General features: G+C 69.7%; 16 protein-coding genes, 1 tRNA gene and 1 pseudogene. 10 read left to right on the top strand and 8 right to left on the bottom strand.

What is annotated here, in order from left to right; translation table 11 throughout:
- Window positions 1-6 precede the first annotated feature (6 nt).
- Complete coding sequence (locus tag CXQ97_RS11980) at window positions 7-654, bottom strand: hypothetical protein (RefSeq protein ID WP_104181099.1); 648 nt, start codon at window positions 652-654, stop codon at window positions 7-9.
- 144 nt (window positions 655-798) lie between these two features.
- Here CXQ97_RS11980 and CXQ97_RS11975 point away from each other — a divergent pair.
- Window positions 799-875 (top strand) — tRNA-Lys (locus tag CXQ97_RS11975).
- A 76-nt stretch (window positions 876-951) separates the two neighbouring features.
- Here CXQ97_RS11975 and CXQ97_RS11970 read toward each other — a convergent pair.
- A pseudogene (locus tag CXQ97_RS11970) lies at window positions 952-1,708 on the bottom strand (ZIP family metal transporter).
- 197 nt (window positions 1,709-1,905) lie between these two features.
- On the opposite strand from CXQ97_RS11970, the gene CXQ97_RS11965 reads away from it, so the two are divergent.
- From CXQ97_RS11965 to CXQ97_RS11945, 5 genes are all read left to right on the top strand, one after another.
- Window positions 1,906-2,529 carry a hypothetical protein gene (locus CXQ97_RS11965; RefSeq protein WP_146069639.1) on the top strand — a complete coding sequence of 208 codons (624 nt, stop codon included), beginning with the start codon at window positions 1,906-1,908 and terminating at the stop codon, window positions 2,527-2,529.
- A gap of 119 nt (window positions 2,530-2,648) precedes the next feature.
- Window positions 2,649-3,920: an endonuclease/exonuclease/phosphatase family protein gene (locus tag CXQ97_RS11960; RefSeq protein WP_104181097.1), complete on the top strand. Its 1,272-nt coding sequence runs from the start codon at window positions 2,649-2,651 to the stop codon at window positions 3,918-3,920.
- A gap of 259 nt (window positions 3,921-4,179) precedes the next feature.
- Complete coding sequence (locus tag CXQ97_RS11955) at window positions 4,180-4,428, top strand: hypothetical protein (protein ID WP_104181096.1); 249 nt, start codon at window positions 4,180-4,182, stop codon at window positions 4,426-4,428.
- Between the two features lie 149 nt (window positions 4,429-4,577).
- Window positions 4,578-5,315 carry a hypothetical protein gene (locus CXQ97_RS11950; protein WP_306739899.1) on the top strand — a complete coding sequence of 246 codons (738 nt, stop codon included), beginning with the start codon at window positions 4,578-4,580 and terminating at the stop codon, window positions 5,313-5,315.
- Window positions 5,312-6,034 carry a hypothetical protein gene (locus tag CXQ97_RS11945; RefSeq protein ID WP_104181095.1) on the top strand — a complete coding sequence of 241 codons (723 nt, stop codon included), beginning with the start codon at window positions 5,312-5,314 and terminating at the stop codon, window positions 6,032-6,034. The genes CXQ97_RS11950 and CXQ97_RS11945 overlap by 4 nt, the downstream gene beginning before the upstream one ends.
- A gap of 268 nt (window positions 6,035-6,302) precedes the next feature.
- On the opposite strand, the gene CXQ97_RS11940 is transcribed toward CXQ97_RS11945, so the two are convergent.
- From CXQ97_RS11940 to CXQ97_RS11920, 5 genes are all read right to left on the bottom strand, one after another.
- On the bottom strand, window positions 6,303-6,581 hold the full coding sequence (locus CXQ97_RS11940; protein WP_104181094.1) for an HPr family phosphocarrier protein: 279 nt from the start codon (window positions 6,579-6,581) through the stop codon (window positions 6,303-6,305).
- Window positions 6,582-6,634: 53 nt separating this feature from the next.
- On the bottom strand, window positions 6,635-8,746 hold the full coding sequence (locus CXQ97_RS11935; RefSeq protein ID WP_104181093.1) for a fructose-specific PTS transporter subunit EIIC: 2,112 nt from the start codon (window positions 8,744-8,746) through the stop codon (window positions 6,635-6,637).
- Window positions 8,746-9,768, bottom strand: coding sequence for a 1-phosphofructokinase family hexose kinase (locus CXQ97_RS11930; RefSeq protein WP_104181092.1), 1,023 nt, complete (start codon window positions 9,766-9,768; stop codon window positions 8,746-8,748). The genes CXQ97_RS11935 and CXQ97_RS11930 overlap by 1 nt, the downstream gene beginning before the upstream one ends.
- The gene (locus CXQ97_RS11925; protein WP_104181091.1) at window positions 9,765-10,532 is read right to left on the bottom strand and encodes a DeoR/GlpR family DNA-binding transcription regulator; all 768 of its coding nucleotides are present in this window, start codon (window positions 10,530-10,532) and stop codon (window positions 9,765-9,767) included. The genes CXQ97_RS11930 and CXQ97_RS11925 overlap by 4 nt, the downstream gene beginning before the upstream one ends.
- Window positions 10,533-10,709: 177 nt before the next feature.
- Window positions 10,710-10,967 (bottom strand): DUF6458 family protein, encoded by a 258-nt coding sequence (locus CXQ97_RS11920; protein WP_104181090.1) that lies wholly within the window; start codon window positions 10,965-10,967, stop codon window positions 10,710-10,712.
- A 347-nt stretch (window positions 10,968-11,314) separates the two neighbouring features.
- Here CXQ97_RS11920 and CXQ97_RS11915 point away from each other — a divergent pair, with 347 nt between their 5' ends.
- Together CXQ97_RS11915 and CXQ97_RS11910 are read left to right on the top strand one after the other, a co-directional pair.
- Window positions 11,315-11,584 (top strand): GlsB/YeaQ/YmgE family stress response membrane protein, encoded by a 270-nt coding sequence (locus CXQ97_RS11915; protein WP_104181089.1) that lies wholly within the window; start codon window positions 11,315-11,317, stop codon window positions 11,582-11,584.
- Window positions 11,585-11,773: 189 nt separating this feature from the next.
- Complete coding sequence (locus CXQ97_RS11910; protein WP_104181088.1) at window positions 11,774-12,559, top strand: hypothetical protein; 786 nt, start codon at window positions 11,774-11,776, stop codon at window positions 12,557-12,559.
- Here CXQ97_RS11910 and CXQ97_RS11905 read toward each other — a convergent pair.
- Window positions 12,556-13,803 carry a DUF445 domain-containing protein gene (locus CXQ97_RS11905; RefSeq protein WP_104181087.1) on the bottom strand — a complete coding sequence of 416 codons (1,248 nt, stop codon included), beginning with the start codon at window positions 13,801-13,803 and terminating at the stop codon, window positions 12,556-12,558. The two genes, CXQ97_RS11910 and CXQ97_RS11905, sit on opposite strands and share 4 nt — an antisense overlap.
- 130 nt (window positions 13,804-13,933) lie before the next feature.
- Between CXQ97_RS11905 and CXQ97_RS11900 the strand changes: the two genes are divergently transcribed.
- Together CXQ97_RS11900 and CXQ97_RS11895 are read left to right on the top strand one after the other, a co-directional pair.
- Window positions 13,934-14,800: a glycerophosphodiester phosphodiesterase family protein gene (locus CXQ97_RS11900; RefSeq protein WP_104181086.1), complete on the top strand. Its 867-nt coding sequence runs from the start codon at window positions 13,934-13,936 to the stop codon at window positions 14,798-14,800.
- 21 nt (window positions 14,801-14,821) lie between these two features.
- Window positions 14,822-16,654, top strand: coding sequence for a glycoside hydrolase family 15 protein (locus tag CXQ97_RS11895; RefSeq protein ID WP_306739944.1), 1,833 nt, complete (start codon window positions 14,822-14,824; stop codon window positions 16,652-16,654).
- The last annotated feature ends 9 nt before the right edge of the window (window positions 16,655-16,663 follow it).

Raw genomic sequence — 16,663 nt, 5'->3', positions numbered from 1 at the left:
GCGGGATCAGTCGAGTTCCCCGCGCCGCCATGATGCCGCGGCGTGTTCGAGGTCCTCGGCGGTCTTGATGAGCTGGTGGGAGTTGCGCGTCAGTTTCGACGCGTGGGGGCCGTTGGCCGGTTCGGCGTCGTCGGCGTGGTTGGCCTGTCCGAGCGCGACGACGCGGCAGAAGGCGGCGAAGCGTTCGAGGGCCACGTCGAAGTCGCCCTCGAAGGCACCGGAGAGGATGGTGTTCGCCATGGCGGTCATCTCCGTGGCGCCGGGCGGCTCGGCGACGCCCGCCACGACCTTGGACACCTGGGCCACTTCCTTGCCGGAGGCGAAATAGGCGGCGATGCGCTCGGGGTTCTGCTGCGTGGCCGCACGCAGCGCGTACAGCCGCCACAGTGCACCGGGCAGCGACCGCGCCGGGCTCTCCGCCCACATCTCCGCGATGGCCTCCAGCCCCTGCTGGTCGGCGAGTTCGACGAGGCGGCGCGTCACGTCCGGGTCATCGGCGTCACGTCCATGGTGCACGAGGGCATGCGCGGCCATGTGGGCGGCCTCGGACACCCGTGAGGGGTCGACCCCGCCCGCGAAAACCTCGAAGTCAGCCGGAGCGAAGGGCTTCGGCTTGTGGGGCCGTGGGCTGTTGTTCGTGTAGTCGCCATCCATGAATCGAGGATACTCCTGCGGAAATTCGGGCCGGAAGGGCGGGTCCGGGAGCAGTCTTCCGAGCGCTGATGATTGCGATAAAGTAGGCGGGTCATTGCTCCCCGTCGTCGGATCCATCGGACGCGGCGGCGGTGGCGGTGTGGCGGGCCCTTAGCTCAGTTGGCTAGAGCAACGGACTTTTAATCCGTGGGTCGTGGGTTCGAGCCCCACAGGGCCCACCATGGAGGACCCCGGGATTCCCGGGGTCCTCCCTCTTCCGGCTCACCCCGGTACTCCGGCTCACCCCGGTAGTCCCGCCTACCCCGACACCTCATGGACGACGAACGCCGTGAGGAAGCCGAGCGCCGCGATGAGCCCGGTGAACATGTGCTGCTTGTCGAAGGCCTCGGGAATCATGGTGTCGGCCACCATCGCGAGGATGGCGCCGGCAGCGATGGCCGTGATGAACGCGATGGTGACTCCGGAGGCGCCCGCCAGCAGCGAGTACCCCGCGAGTGCGGACAGTCCCGAGACCAGTGCGATCCCGCCCCAGAGGCCGAACACGTAGCGGGAACTGCGCCCCGAGGCCTTCATGCCCCGCGGTGCTCGAGAGCCCCTCGGGGACGTTCGAGATGAAGATCGCCACGAGGACTGCCGGGTTCACCGCGCCCCCCGCCACGAGTCCGAGGCCGAGGACGACGGATTCCGGGATGCCGTCGAGCAGCGCCCCGAGCGCGATCGCGTTGCCGCTGCCCGCCGCGTCCGACTCCGACGGCTGCTGGCCGCCCGAACGCTTGCGGTGCTGGGCGCCCTTCCGCGCGAGGACGGCATTGGCGCCCACGTAGGTCACCGCTCCGACGAGGAAGCCGAGCGCCGTGGGAACGAGCCCGCCGCTCTCCTGCGCCTCGGCGACGAGCTCGAAGGCGAGCGCCGAGATGAGCACCCCGGCCCCGAACGCCATCACGAAGGACACGGTGCGCGGCGGCACCGTCCACGTCCAGGCGATGGCGGACCCGATGAGCAGTGCACCCCCCGCGATCGCGCCCCACGCGAAGGCCTGCAGCCACAGTGGCACCTGATGCCTCCAGTTCCCGTACCGCACGGCACGACGACGAAAAACCTGACCAAGCCTGTCACACGGTGCCCCGGCGGGAAGTGGGACACCCGGCCACGCCGGGGATTGACTCGCCGCCCCCGCTCGTTTGCACTGGTAGGAGGAAATCGGTGCTGCGGGCGCGGGACGGTGTACCGCAGCAGAGCGGAGAGGTATCCATGGACGCAGTCGCCCTGGCCGGAGGCGTCGCCGGAAGCCTGGCCGCCTGCGCCGTGATGATCGCGGCCGCGGCCCTGGTCGGCTGGCGTCTCGACGCCGTGTCGCGCAGCGGCGGGGGAGCCGACGACTACTTCTGGATCGGGTTCGGGGGCCTCGTCGTGATCACGGGTGCGGGGCTCGTCGCCGGATCGTCCGGGGGCGCCGGGGCGATGCCGGCCGTGGTGGTCGGGATCGTGTGCGCGGGCGCGGCGGTCACGTGGGCCTGGTGGCGCCATGACCGGCGGGGACGAGCTGCCGCGGAGGCCTCACGGGCGGGGGCCGCGGCGGACCTGCGACGGCGCCACGCCGAGGTGGTCCGCCGGTGGGCGGACTACGACGTCGACCCCGCGAAGGCGATCCGCTACCCGGCCATGCACGATCCCCGCCACCCCGTGGGATGGCCCGTGGTCCGCGCCCTGCGCGCAGCCGACGCCGCACGCGATGGTGATGCCTCCACCGACCCGGCAGGATATGCGGCGGCGGTGGGCCGGTTGGAGCAGGCGTTCGAGACAGCGGAACACGATCTCGCCGCCCCTGACGAGCGGCGCCCGGCGCGACATCGGGCGTTCCGCCCTCGACCCTGAATCGTTACCTCGAAGACGGTTCCGGGGGACCCCGCGCGGCTAGGGTTAAGTTACCGAAGCGAACCACTAGGGGTTCCGGCCCGCCCGCGAGGGAGCCGGCAGAACGACAGGGGAGGGTAATGCGCGTCCTGACGCACTGCTGTGCAGGCCTGCTCGCCGCCTCCCTGCTCGTCGCGGGCTCGCCCGCCGCCTTCGCGAACCCCTCGGACCACTCGCGGAGCGTGGTTCCCGACAGCGGGAACGGGAACCGGCAGGAAGTCCGCTTCGCGACCTACAACGCAAGCCTCAACCGGTCGGCACCGGGCGAACTGCTCCGTGATCTCGGCACGCCGGGAAACGCGCAGGCGCGCGCCGTCGCCGAGGTGATCCAGATCAACCGTCCCGACGTCGTCCTCCTCAACGAGTTCGACTACGTCCCCGGCAACCGCGCCGCCGACCTGTTCGACGAGAACTACCTGCGCGTCGGCCAGAACGGCAAGGCGCCCCTCGAGTACCCGTACGTCTACACCGCGCCGTCCAACACGGGCGTCCCGAGCGGGTTCGACCTGAACAACGACGGCAGCGTGGGCGGGGCCGACGACGCCCTCGGGTTCGGCGCCTTCGAGGGCCAGTACGGCATGGTCGTCTACTCGAAGTACCCCATCGAGACGGACTCGGTGCGGACCTTCCGGAACTTCCTGTGGAAGGACATGCCCGGCGCACTCCTCCCCGACAACCCGGCCACGGATGCGCAGGGCGACTGGTACTCCACGGACGAGCTCGCCGTCCTGCCGCTGTCCAGCAAGTCGCACTGGGACGTCCCCGTGAGCATCGGGGGCAGGACGATCCACGTCCTCGCCAGCCATCCGACCCCTCCCGTCTTCGACGGGCCGGAGGATCGCAACGGCCGGCGCAACAGCGACGAGATCCGCTTCTGGTCGGACTATGTCACGGGCGGGGACGTCGCCTCCTACATCTACGACGACGCGGGCGCGCCGGGCGGCCTCCGGCGCGGCGAGCGGTTCGTCGTGATGGGCGACCAGAACAGCGACCCGCGCGACGGCGATTCCCTGCCCGACTCGATCGGCCGGCTGCTCGGCAACAGGCTGATCCAGGACCCCCTGCCGACGTCGGAGGGCGCCACCGAGGCCTCGGCGCTGCAGGGTGGCGCGAACGCCGATCACCGGAGCGATCCCGCCCAGGACACCGCCGACTTCGAGGACCGGGAGGGAGGGAACCTCCGCGTGGACTACGTGCTGCCTTCCCGCAGCCTGAGGGTGACAGGCTCGGGCGTCTTCTGGCCCCGCGCCGGGATGCCCGGGTCGGACCTGACCGGGATCGTCCCCTTCCCCACGAGCGACCACAGGCTCGTCCACGTCGACGTCACCCTGAACGGCGTCCGGCAGCGCTGACCTCCGGGCACGGCACCGTCAGCCCCGCGGGCCTTGTCGCGCCGCGGGTGCCGGGTGTACGGTCGGACGCATGAGGACAATCCCTTTTCAGTAATCGGGCCGGCTCCCGCCGTGCTCAGCGCCACTTGTCGATGACATCCTCCGAGTGCGCCCACTGAATCTGTCCGATCCTTCCCGGCACCCCCGGCGCATGGTTTCCAGCGCGGAGTGCTGCCCGGCCTGACGCGTTCCGTGGGTGCGACCACCAGAAAGGAACACCATGACCAGCATGCCCCAGAACAAGCAGTCCCGATCCACCCCGCAGCCTGCCCAGGAGCCCACCGCGGAGGAGAATGCGGCGGCGAAGGAGTCCCAGGCCCGCAGGGTGCAGGACGACCCGCGCGCACAGCTCGCGCTCGCGAAGAAGAACCACGCGGCCAATCCGACGGCGGCCTCGGGGGCGGCGCATATCAAGGCGGCCCATGAGAGCAGCAAGCAGGGGAAGAAGGAGAAGAAGGTGCGCTGGTAGGCGCTTCCGGAGGCCGGTGTCCCGGCGGCCGGTGAGAACGGGCTTAAGTGGAGCTGGCTCCGAGTTCTGCGTATGGGGGAATCGCAGAAGTCGGAGCCAGCAATCTCAGTATACTTCTACGCGAGCCCGAAAAGTCCAATCGAAAGGTGATGATGGCGGTCACAGCCAAAGCCTTCCAGCTGTGGCGTTCCCGAATCGCTCCGCAGGACACCGTCTCCGACCTCTGCAGGGTCGCCGGCATCAAGCGTTCCACCCTCGCCCAGCAGCTCGTGCGCGGCAAGGTGTCGGTACCGACCGTCGTCGCCGTCGCCCGCGGCTACGGACTCCCCGCCGTCGACGCGCTCGCCGTCTTCGAGGGCTACGAGGATCTTCCGGCCCGGATCGCACCGCCCACGGACGCCGAACTCGTCAGCCAGGTCTCGCACACGGACATCCTGCGACTGCTCGTGGCGCGCAGCGAGGACAGGGAGTCCTCCTGCACGGACGTCCAGATGCATCTCGCGCCGTTCCCGCACCGGAACTCGGTCCGCGCCTGGATCGAGGCGATCGATCCCGGTGACCTGCGCCAGCAGCTCGCTGCGAGCACCGGTGTGGCCCGGCAGAACCTCTCCGCCCAGCTCACGGCGGGGCGGCTCGCCCCGGAGATCGCCGTGCAGGCCGCACGTATCGCCGGGGTGTCGCTGACCAGCGGGCTCGTGGTGACCGGACTGCTCACTCCCGCCGAGGGCGGATGGCCCGAGGACGGGCGGGCCCGGGCGCTGTGCGCCCTGAGCGACCTGGACCTCGTGTTCCTCGCGCGGGACCGGCTGGACGTGCTCGGCAAGCAGATCCGGCGGGCCGAGCTCGACGACGGCAAGGACCGCGCCATGTGGGAGAACCTCGGATGACCACGACGACCATCCAGTGGATCGCGCTCGTCCTGTGTGCAACGGGAACCGCGGTCCGGATACCGGGCGCTCGGAAAGGGCACGGGCGGACGGTCTTCGTGGCCCTCGTGCTCCTGACCGTCGCCGTCGGCCTGTCGATCCCGCCGATCTACGAGGCCGCCGACGGTCTCCTGGGATCGGTGAACATCGCGAACCTGCTCCTGAGGCTCGCCCTCTACACGGTGTTCCTGCTGATCGGGGTCCGGATGGCAGCGGCGTTCGATTCGCCCCTGGCCCGCCGCCTCGTCGTGGGCCGGTTCGGCGTGGCGATCCTCGCGCTGACGGTCGCGGCGACGCTGTACTTCTTCGTGGCGAGTGAACTGCAGGGCAGTTCCACCGCCCTGCGTGCCTTCGACGACCAGGACACCGTGCAGCAGTACGCCGCGGTGGGGCGGCTCTATCCCGGGTACGTGGCCGCCTGTCTGGTCCTCCCTGCGGTCGCCTCGGCACTGGACCGGGGGGCGCGGACCATCCACCGTGTGGCGTGTGCCCTGCTGGCCGGCGGCTTCTCGCTGGTCGTGGTGTTCGTGCTGCTGCGGCTCACAACCCTCCAGCTGGGGGCATGGGACATCCTCCTCCCGTTCTCGGCCATCCTGCTCACGGTTCTGGGGCTGTGCCTGATCTGGCTGAGCCACACCCTGGGCAGGCGGCGCAGCACCAGGGCGAACAGACTCGCCTAGGCATTCCCGGCCGTCCCCGGACCGAGGTGCCCGCCCCGCGCGGTGAACGAGACACAATCGTGTCCTGGCCGTGCTCACGATTTCATGATCGTGTGCCAAAATAATGATTATGTAACTGCCGCTTTCCGTGGGGGGTGAGCGGATGTTACCCGGCAGATAGGTGAGTCCATTAGAACGGGTGGACCCACCTATCTGTTCTTGAGCACTTCCACGACGAAGGGCGCCATCCGCTGGAGTCAGCGGGTGGCGCCCTTCGTCGTGGGGAGTGCTACTCGGCGTCGTGGTCCGTCTCGATGATGCGCGCGAGGGCCTCGAGTGCGTCCTCGGCACCGTCGCCCTCGGCCCGCAGGACGATGACGTCGCCGTGGGAGGCACCGAGGCTCATGAGGGAGAGGATGCTCGAGGCGTCCATCGCCTCCTCGGCGGGCTCGCCGTCCATCGCGATGGTGACCTCGAGGGGGAGTTCACCGGCGGCCTCCGCGAAGATGGAGGCCGGACGGGCGTGCAGTCCCACGCGACTCGCCACGGTTGCCTTGCGTTCTGCCATGATGTGCTCCTTCTTTCGTGAATGGGTTCAGGTACAGCCAACCGGACCGGGGGTCAGGCTGCAACCGGCTCCGCGACGGGAGTGTTCTTCTTGCTGGTGGCGTACCGCTTCAGGGCGATGACGGCCAGGGCCGAGACGACCGTCCCCACCAGGATCGCGACCAGGAACATCGGGAAGTTCCCGATGGCGAAGAAGACGAAGAGGCCGCCGTGCGGGGCCTGCGAGGTGACGCCGGTCCCCATGACGATCGCGCCGGTGACCGCAGAGCCCAGGAGGGACGCCGGGATGACGCGCAGCGGGTCCGCCGCTGCGAAGGGGATCGCGCCCTCGGAGATGAACGCCGCGCCCAGCAGCCAGGCGGCCTTGCCGTTCTCGCGCTCCGGTTCCGTGAAGCGACGGCGGTCGATCAGGGTGGCCAGGGCCATGGCGAGCGGCGGGACCATGCCGGCCGCCATCACGGCCGCCATGATCTGCAGCGGCGCCGGGTTGTCGAGCGTCGCGGCCCCGAGGCCGGCGACGGCGAAGGAGTAGGCGACCTTGTTGACCGGGCCGCCGAGGTCGACGGCCATCATGAGTCCGAGGATCACGCCGAGCCCCACCGCCGCCGTGCCGGTCAGCCCGGACAGCCAGTTGTTGAGCCCGACGGTGATCGCGGCGATCGGGCCGCCGAGCACGAGGAACATCAGGCCGGACGCCACGATGGACGCCACGAGCGGGATGATGACCACGGGCATCAGGCTGCGCAGCCAGCGCGGCACGGAGAGGCGCCCGATCATCATGGCGACGTACCCTGCGAGCAGGCCGCCGACGATGCCGCCGAGGAAGCCTGCACCCATGAAGCCGGCGACGGCGCCCGCGACGAAGCCGGGTGCGATGCCGGGCCGGTCGGCCAGCGCGTACGCGATGTAGCCGGCGAGGGCGGGGACCAGGAACCCGAGCGACAACTGGCCGATCTTGAAGGCCACGGCCCCGAGGTATTCGCCCAGCCCTCCTGCCGGCAGGTTCCCGAGGCTGTTCTCGAGGACCACGGCGTCGGCGGTCTCGGTGATGAGGTATCCACCGAGCAGGAAGCCGAGGGCGATCAGCAGGCCGCCGCCGGCGACGAAGGGGATCATGTAGCTGACACCCGTGAGGAGCGCGCGCTTCAGGGTGCTGCCGACGCTGTCCCTGCCGCCGTCGTCGTCCGTCTGCTCACCGCCACCAGCGGTGCCGGCGACCCTGCGGGCGTTGGGGTTCTGGGCGGCCGCGACGGCCTCCTCGACCATCTCGCCGGGCTCGTCGATGCCGCGCTTGACGGGCGAGCTGATCACCGGCAGGCCGGCGAACCGCTGCTTGTCGCGGACGTCCACGTCGACGGCGAAGATGACGGCGTCGGCGGCCGCGATGACGGCGGGGTCCAGCGGCGTGGCGCCGGAGGAGCCCTGCGTCTCGACCTGCAGGTCGATGCCGCGCTCCTTGGCGGCCGCGACGAGCGAGTCGGCCGCCATGTAGGTGTGGGCGATGCCGGTGGGGCAGGCCGTCACGGCGACGAGGCGGCGCACCCGGGTCTCCGTGGACCGGCCGTGCTCGACGGCGGGCCCCGTGGTGTCGGTCCCGCCGGGCGAGGTGCCGAGCGTCGCCGCGGCCTCGTTCGTCCGTGCTCCGGCGGCAGTTTCGGCGGTCCCGGCTGCGCCGGCGGTGTGCGCTCCCGCGCCGCCGGCCGTCGGGGCGTCCCCGAGGCCGAGCGCGCCGTTGACCAGCGCGACGACGTCGTCCGGCGTCCGTGCGGCACGGAGCGCAGCGGTGAAGTCCTTCTTGATGAGCGACCGCGCGAGCTTGGAGAGCAGCTTGAGGTGCTCCTGGTCGGCGCCGTCGGGTGCCGCGATGAAGAAGACGAGATCCGCCGGGCCGTCCTTCGCGCCGAAGTCCACGGCCGGCGCGAGCCGGGCCATGACGAGGGTGGCGTCGGAGACCGCCGTGGAACGGCAGTGCGGGATGGCGATGCCTCCGGGGACACCCGTGGAGGTCTTGTTCTCCCGGGCGAGGGCGTCGGCGTACAGGCCGTCGACCTCCGTGGAGCGGCCCTGGGCGGCGACCTGCTCCGCGAGGTAGCGGATCACCGTGGACCTCTCGGTCCCCAGGTCCTTGTCCAGAGTCACAAGCTCCGGAGTGATGAGATCGGACATCAGATTTCCTCCTGTGCGAGGGACCCTGCGAGGGGTCCGGTAGCGCTTGGTTCGATCACGGGCAGCGTGACCATGAGGGGTGTGACCACGACGACGGCGGGCGTCGTCTGGTCGAGGGATGGAACGGTGGAGCCCGGTAGGGCGGCGGCCGCCGATCCGTGGGCGACGGCCTGGCGCAGGCAGTTCTCGGGGAGTTCGCCTGCACTGTGCGCCAGCAGGTAACCGGCCAGCGCGGAGTCTCCTGCGCCGACCGTGGAACGCGCCGTGACGGGCGGGTGCACGGCGTGCCAGGCTCCCGCGTTCGTCACGAGCAGGGCGCCCTTGGAGCCAAGGGTCGCCAGGACAGCACCGACCCCCGCGGTGATGAGCACCGCGCAGGCCTTGGCGGCCAGTTCGAAGTCCTGCTCCAGCTCGTCACCGGACCCGATCCCGGTGAGTTCACTGAGTTCCTCCGCATTGGGTTTGAGCAGATCGGGTGCCGGGACGCCCCCGGCGGCCTCGAGGAGGGGCTCGCCGGAGGAGTCGATCGCCACGCGCGGGGCGGAGGACCCGTAGGTCTCCCGGACGGCCGCCGTGACCCGCGTGTAGAAGGTCGGGGGGACACCCGGCGGCAGGGACCCGGCGAGGACCAGCCAGTCCGCGCCGTCGCTCTCGGCGACGACGACGGCGAGGAGGTCCTCCAGGCGCTCGGGCGAGAGCTCCGGTCCGGGCTCGTTGATCTTCGTCGTCGTGCCGTCGGGCTCGGTGATGGCCGTGTTGATGCGGAGGGACGCGCCGATCGGCAGGTTCCGGAACGGGACGGACACCGAGCGCAGGCCGGTGAGCACGGGATCGTCGTCGTCGCCCGGGAGGACGGCGAGCGTGCGGGTGCCGGACATGGCCAGGGCCCGGCTGACGTTCACGCCCTTGCCTCCCGCTTCCTGCACCACGTGCGTGGCGCGCTGGACGGCGCCGCGCAGGAGCGGCGCGCTGAGGTCGACGGTGCGGTCGATGCTGGGGTTCGCGGTGAGGGTCAGGATCATGCCACGATCACCTCCACATCGGCGTCGGCGAGGGCTGCCGCGAGGCCGCTGCGCGGTGCGCGGTCGGTGATGAGTGCATCGATATCCTCCAGGGTGGCGAAGCTGATCAGGGTCTCCTCGTCGAACTTCGACGAGTCCGCCAGGAGCACTACGCGCCGGGCGGAGCGGACGATGGCGGTCTTCACGGCCGCCTCGTCGACGTCGGGAGTGCTGAGGCCGAAGCCCGGGCTGATCCCGTTGGCACCGATGAAGGCGATATCGGCGCGCAGGCGGGCGAAGTGCGCCACGGTGCTGCTGCCCACGGCCGCGCTCGTCAGTGCGCGCACGCGGCCGCCGACGAGTTCGACGCTGAGGCCGGCGCCGGAGACGAGTGCCGCGATGGGAACGGAGTGGGTCACGACCGAGAGCCCCGGCCGCGCCTCGTCGACCAGCAGCTCGGCCAGGCCGCCCGTGGTGCTGCCGGCATCGAGCACCACGGCTCCGGTCTCGGGGGTGAGGGAGAGTGCGGCCTCGGCGATGCGCTTCTTCTCGGGCGAGTGCTGGGTGGAGCGGCTCAGGAGGCTCGGCTCGTGGGTGGTCGCGCCGCTACCGGCGATGGCGCCCCCGTGTACACGGCGCAGGACGCCGTCGTTCTCGAGGAGCGCGAGGTCACGGCGGACCGTCTCCTTGGTGATGCCGAAACGTGAGGAGAGGCCGGCCACCGTGACACGCCCGTCGGCGGAGACGAGGCTGCTGATCTGTCGATAGCGCTCTTCCGCGAACATGGCGACTCCGTTGTCTGCTGCCCGTCTACACCGGCAGGATGTGGCTTTGTGTTTGTTTGAGTGACTCTATCCCCGTTTCGGGTGTGACGTCAAGCACATCGGGCGGCGGGTCAAAAACAACCGCAGATGCCGAAGGGCCGGAGCAATGCTCCAGCCCTTCGGTGCTGCAGTCCGGTCCTAGAGGCCCGTATCGCGCGTCTCCCGACGCGTGATGGTCTCCCCCGTGGCGGGATCGACGAGGGACCGCGACTCCGATACCCTGTTCTGCCGGCGGGGCGCCGCCAGGAGGAGGGAGGCGACGAGGCCGAGCACGCCGACCGCCATGAGGATGTAGCCCACCAGGTTGATGTCGACGATGCTGATGACATCCGCCTGAATGGCGAAAGCAAGAATTGCACCCAGTGCAATAAGAAAAATCGATGAACCGATTCGCATAACAAGAACTCCTTCGGGTTGTCCTGACAAGTGTTTCGGGAGAATTCCCCAGCGGTTAAGGTCCTGTGCCACTTCCTCCCGATGCGGCGCCGCTGAAGCACAGCCTAGGGTGTGTTACGCGTCACGGCAGGGATCTGGACGTCCGACGTTCGGTGGCGGGGCCCGCGCAACGGTTCGGAAAAGATCCGCGCTCGGGTCTTGATAAGCAGGATTAACGGGGTGCTAGGATTGCACCCTAAGCATGCTGATGAAGTACAGTTGGGCGAAGCTGCACTACGGTGCATCGGACTATCAGGCAGTGAGCCGCCCTCGGGCAGGCCACTGAAAATCACTCAAAGGAGCATCTAATGAGTTTCATCGCTTTCCTCATCCTCGGCCTCATCGCAGGCGCCCTCGCCAAGCTGATCCTGCCCGGTAAGCAGGGTGGAGGCATCATCATCACCATGCTGCTCGGCGTTGTCGGCGCGTTCCTCGGCGGATTCATCGGCGGCAGCCTCCTCGGCATCAACATGGGCAGCACGTTCTCATGGCAGTCCATCCTGTTCGCCGTCCTCGGCGCGCTGATCGTGCTCGCCATCTACGGCGCCGTCACGAAGCGCCGCGGCTCGCGCGTCTAGTTCCAGGCATCAGCTGCACCAGGGGGTACAGCTGAGCAAGGGCGTCACCGACAGCGGTGGCGCCCTTTGCTGTTACCCCGACCCTGCAGATACGGCTCTGCGCCACCAGCAGAACGCCGACCCGACACGGCGCACCCCACCTAGACTCGATTCCAGGTGCACGTCGATCCACCCGCGGAAAGGACCACGATGTTCGGCCGAAACAAGGAGAACCCGGCAGTCAAGGCTGCCAACGGGACGCTGTTCGACAAGGACGGCAACCCCAAGCCCGCGATCCTCCGCGGCATCGAGCGGGCCCTGGATGTGCAGCGGCCGCTGATCCTCTCGAATCTGAACCGGCTGCGCCGTCGCTACCCTGACGCATCCCCCGCCGAGCTGGCACGTCTGCTCGAGCGTGACTACCTGCGCGCGACCACGCTGGCCGGCGCCGCCGTGGGCGCGACCGCCGCAGTGCCCGCCGTCGGCACCCTGGCGTCCCTCGGGCTCTCGGCCGCCGCGACGGTCGGTTTCCTCGAGGCCACCGCCCTGTACGCCGAATCCGTCGCCGAACTGCACGGCGTCAACACGCAGGACCCCGAGCGGTCCCGGGCGATGGTGATGGCCATCCTCATGGGTGAGGAGGGCACGGCGCTGATCCGCTCCATCCTCGGCGCCTCGGCCGGGCAGGGTGCGCCCCAGTACTGGGGGCAGCTCGTCAACAAGTCGGCGCCCCCCTCGCTCGTGAAGACCGTCACCGGGTCCATCCAGCGGCGCTTCCTGAAGAAGTTCCTCGCCAAGCAGGGCGGGTTCATGCTCGGGCGGGCCCTGCCCTTCGGCGCGGGTGCCGTGATCGGCGGGACGGGCAACCACCTCATGGGCAAGGGCGTCATCAAGACCACCCGCGAGGCGTTCGGCCCGCTGCCGCAGACCATCCCCGGCGACCTGGCCGACGTGCTGCAGCTCCCCGATCCCGGAGCGCGGCAGAAGCGGGCCTAGCCGAAGATCGCGTTCGCGAGCGCGAAGATCAGCAGCCCGGCCAGCGACCCGACCACGGTGCCGTTGATGCGGATGAACTGCAGGTCCTTGCCGACCTGCAGTTCGATCTTGCGGGACGTCTCCTCGGCGTCCCAGCGGCCCACCGTCTCGGAGATGACGCCGGCGATCTCGCTGCGATAGGTCCGCACCGCGTAGGAGGCGCCGTCGGCGATCCAGCGGTTGACCTTCCCCGCCAGTTCGGCGTCGCTCGTCAGGCGGGACCCGAAGTCGCGCACGGCAGCCTTGAACTTGGACGTCAGTTCGCTCTCGGGGTCGTTGACGGCCTCGAGCAGGGCGTTCTTGATGGTGGCCCAGGTGCGTGCGGTGAGGTCCCGCACACGCGGGTCGTCGAGCAGCTGCCCCTTGATCTCCTCGGCCTTCGCGATCGTCTCGGGCTTGTGCTGGAGGTCCTGCGCGAGGTCCCGCAGGTACTTGTCGATGGCGAGGCGCACGTCGTGCCGCGGGTCGTCCTGGACGGCGCGGATGAACTTGGACAGTTCGGCGTGCACGCGGTCGCCCACGACGCCGTCGACCAGGCGCGGCACCCAGGTGGGGGAGCGCTGCGCCACGACGCGCGTGACCACCGCGTAGTTCGCGTCGACCCAGTCACCGGCCCGGTCGACGAGCAGGTCCACGAGCTGGTGGTGGTGCCCTTCGGCGAAGATGCGCTCGGCGATGCCACCGATCGGCGGGCCCCATGGCGGATCCAGCAGGTGCTTGCGGACCATGGACTCGATCACGCCCTGCACGGCGTCGTCGTTCAGGACCGTGAACATGCCGCGGATCAGGGCGGCACCCTCGATGGCCACCCGGTCCGCGCTCTCGGGTTTCTCGAGCCAGGCACCGGCCTTCTGGGCGATCCGCGCGGAGTCCAGCTTGGCGCGCACCACGTCCTCGGACAGGAAGTTCTCCTCCACGAACTGCCCGAGTGATTCCCCGATCTGGTCCTTCTTGCGGGGGATGATCGCGGTGTGCGGGATCTTGATGCCCATCGGGTGCTTGAAGAGGGCCGTGACGGCGAACCAGTCGGCCAGGGCGCCCACCATGCCACCCTCGGCGGCCGCCCGCACGTATTCGAGCCACGGGTAGGTGTCCTGCAGTGCGAAGGCCACGAGGAAGATGGCGGCCATCACCCCGAGCAGTGCTGTCGCCAGCAGCTTCATGCGGCGGAGGGCCTCGGCCCGCTCGGTGTCGGTACCGGTCATCTGAGCGTTCACCCTTCCGAGTCTATCGAGGCCGTCCTCCCGGACGAGGAGGACGGCGGGCCGATGGTGCGCCGCCGGCGGGGTCACGTACCGTGATACGCACACCACCGACGACGGAAAGGGCTGCTCCGTGCCCCCTGTGATCTTCGCCCACCGCGGTAGCAGCGGAACCTACGCCGAGCACACCCGCGCCGCCTACCTGCAGGCCCTCGCGGACGGCGTCGACGGCGTGGAATGCGACGTGCACCTGAGCCGTGACGGACACCTGGTGTGCATCCACGACACCACGCTGGACCGCACGACGAGCGGCTCCGGGGACGTGGCCGACCGCACCGTGGACGAACTGAGGACGCTCGACGTGTCCTCCTGGAAGGGTGTGGGCATCCCCTCCGCCTACGGCGACGCCGGCGGGCAGTTCCTCACCCTCACCGACCTGCTGGTCCTCCTGCGTGCTGCCGGCCGGCCGATCCGCCTCGCCATCGAGCTGAAGCACCCGAGTCCGTTCGGGCTGCGTCTCGAGGAGGCCCTGATCGCCTTCCTCATGGATGAGGGGTGGGACCCGGAATCGTCGATGCTGGACACCATCGAGATCAGTTTCATGAGCTTCAACCCGGACTCCATGCGTCAGCTCGCCGAGTCGGCCCCGCACCATATGCTGTGCCAGCTGGTCGCGGACGTCGAGCCCCAGGAGGTCCGCGACGCACTGCGCTTCGGTTCGATCGCGGAGGGCGCCCTGATCGCGGTCCTGCAGAGGGCGCTGAAGGAGGGCGAGGAGCTGATCGACGCCCAGGAGGTCGGCATCGCAGGTCCCGGCGTCGAGTACGTGCGCGACCACCCCGATCGGGTGCGCCAATGGATCCAGGCAGGGGTGCGCGTGCGTGCCTGGACGGTGAACACCGCGGAGGACGCCCGCTTCCTCGCCGGGCTCGGGGTGCAGGAGATGACGTCGGACTATCCGGCGCGGATCAGGCTCGCGCTGAAGGGCAACGGGCAGTAGCCGTACGACCTTGCGGGGCCGCTGTGGTTGAGTAAGAAGATGCAATCGCCGATCGAGGATTACGCGCTCCTGTCAGACCTCCACACGGGTGCACTGGTTTCCAGGAGCGGCAGCGTGGACTGGCTCTGCTTCCCCCGGTTCGACTCCGACTCGGTCTTCGCCGCCATGCTCGGCACGCCCGACCACGGCCGCTGGCTGGTCGCCCCGCCGCACCCCGAGGCCGAGGTGGTGGACCGCAGCTACATCGACTCGACCTTCGTCCTCCAGACCCACTGGAGGACCCCCGACGGCGAGGTGCTGGTCACGGACTTCATGCCGGTCACCGACCGCCGGGCCAATGTGGTGCGGCGCATCCAGGGCCTGCGCGGAACCGTCACCCTCCACCAGGAACTGGAGATCCGCTTCGGCTACGGCGACGTCCTCCCCTGGGTCACCCAGGGGACGGACGACGGGGTCCCGGTGCTCCTCGCCATCGCGGGACCCGACGCGCTGGCGCTGCGCGGACCGCGGCTCCGAGCGAGCAACCACCGCCACGAGGGCACGTTCGAGGTGACCGAAGGCGCCGTCGTCGACCTGGAACTGCTCTGGTATCCGTCGCACCGCGACACTCCTCAGGGACTCGACGTCGATGACGCGCTCGACGCCACGATCAGCTACTGGCGTGCCTGGGGTGCCAGCATCGTCGGGGACGGAGAGTACTCGGACGCGGTACAGCGCTCGATGCTCGTGCTGCGCGCCCTCACCCACGAGGACACGGACGGCATCGTGGCGGCCCCGACGACGTCGCTGCCCGAGGAGTTCGGCGGCGGCCGCAACTGGGACTACCGGTACTGCTGGCTGCGGGACGCTGCGCTGACGCTCGAGGCCATGATGACCCACGGGTTCGCCGAGGAGGCGCTGGGATGGCGCCACTGGCTGCTCCGGGCGGTCGCCGGTGATCCCGAGGACCTGCAGATCATGTACGGGGTCGCGGGCGAGCGGCACCTGCCCGAGCGGGAGCTCGGCCACCTCCCCGGCTACGCGGATTCCCTGCCGGTGCGCATCGGCAACGGTGCCGTGGACCAGTACCAGGCCGACGTGGTCGGCGAGGTCATGGTGGCGCTGGAGAAGATGCGCGGTCAGGGCGTCACCGAGGACCATTTCTCCTGGCCCCTGCAGCGCGCGCTGCTCGGCTTCGCGGAGAAGCACCTCGACGACCTCGACCACGGCATCTGGGAGATGCGGGGCAACCCGCAGCACTTCACGCACTCCCGCGTCATGATGTGGGCGGCCTTCGACTGCGCCGTCCGTGCGGTGCGCGACCACGGGCTGCCCGGACCGATGAAGCACTGGGTGTCGCTGCGGGACCGGCTGCGCGAGGAGATCCTGGCTCGCGGCTTCAACCGCGAGCTGAACGCGTTCACGCAGGTCTACGGCGGGACCGAGGTGGATGCCTCCCTGCTGCAGCTCCCGCAGGTGGGCTTCCTCTCCTACGACGACCCCATGATGCTCGGCACCGTGCAGCAGATGGAACGGGACCTCGTGAACGCCCAGGGGCTGCTGCTGCGCTACCGTACCGGCAACTCCGACGACGGGCTCGAGCCCGGCGAGCACCCCTTCCTCGCCTGCTCCTTCTGGCTCGTCGAGCAGTACGCGCACAGCGGCCGCCGGGACGATGCTAAGCGGCTCATGGACCAGCTGGTGGGCTACTCCAACGAGCTCGGCCTCCTGTCCGAGGAGTACGACGCCGAGAACAACCGGATGGCGGGCAACTTCCCGCAGGCCTTCTCGCATCTGGCCCTGGTGCGGGCCGCCGACGCGCTGCAGCCGGTCAGCAGCGAGGCCGGTCCCTACGAGGCGATGGCCCGGGAGTAGTCCCGGGCC

The sequence above is a fragment of the Arthrobacter sp. B0490 genome (assembly GCF_002929355.1).
Lineage (GTDB): Bacteria > Actinomycetota > Actinomycetes > Actinomycetales > Micrococcaceae > Arthrobacter_D.
Note: the sequence above shows the minus strand (reverse complement) of the source record. Positions and strands in the feature narration are given on the sequence as shown.

Excerpts from the sequence above, each read along its gene's own strand:
- CXQ97_RS11980 (WP_104181099.1), bottom strand. The coding sequence starts at position 654 with ATGGATGGCGACTACACGAACAACAGCCCACGGCCCCACAAGCCGAAG.
- CXQ97_RS11965 (WP_146069639.1), top strand. The coding sequence starts at position 1,906 with ATGGACGCAGTCGCCCTGGCCGGAGGCGTCGCCGGAAGCCTGGCCGCC.
- CXQ97_RS11960 (WP_104181097.1), top strand. The coding sequence starts at position 2,649 with ATGCGCGTCCTGACGCACTGCTGTGCAGGCCTGCTCGCCGCCTCCCTG.
- CXQ97_RS11955 (WP_104181096.1), top strand. The coding sequence starts at position 4,180 with ATGACCAGCATGCCCCAGAACAAGCAGTCCCGATCCACCCCGCAGCCT.
- CXQ97_RS11950 (WP_306739899.1), top strand. The coding sequence starts at position 4,578 with ATGATGGCGGTCACAGCCAAAGCCTTCCAGCTGTGGCGTTCCCGAATC.
- CXQ97_RS11945 (WP_104181095.1), top strand. The coding sequence starts at position 5,312 with ATGACCACGACGACCATCCAGTGGATCGCGCTCGTCCTGTGTGCAACG.
- CXQ97_RS11940 (WP_104181094.1), bottom strand. The coding sequence starts at position 6,581 with ATGGCAGAACGCAAGGCAACCGTGGCGAGTCGCGTGGGACTGCACGCC.
- CXQ97_RS11935 (WP_104181093.1), bottom strand. The coding sequence starts at position 8,746 with ATGTCCGATCTCATCACTCCGGAGCTTGTGACTCTGGACAAGGACCTG.
- CXQ97_RS11930 (WP_104181092.1), bottom strand. The coding sequence starts at position 9,768 with ATGATCCTGACCCTCACCGCGAACCCCAGCATCGACCGCACCGTCGAC.
- CXQ97_RS11925 (WP_104181091.1), bottom strand. The coding sequence starts at position 10,532 with ATGTTCGCGGAAGAGCGCTATCGACAGATCAGCAGCCTCGTCTCCGCC.
- CXQ97_RS11920 (WP_104181090.1), bottom strand. The coding sequence starts at position 10,967 with ATGCGAATCGGTTCATCGATTTTTCTTATTGCACTGGGTGCAATTCTT.
- CXQ97_RS11915 (WP_104181089.1), top strand. The coding sequence starts at position 11,315 with ATGAGTTTCATCGCTTTCCTCATCCTCGGCCTCATCGCAGGCGCCCTC.
- CXQ97_RS11910 (WP_104181088.1), top strand. The coding sequence starts at position 11,774 with ATGTTCGGCCGAAACAAGGAGAACCCGGCAGTCAAGGCTGCCAACGGG.
- CXQ97_RS11905 (WP_104181087.1), bottom strand. The coding sequence starts at position 13,803 with ATGACCGGTACCGACACCGAGCGGGCCGAGGCCCTCCGCCGCATGAAG.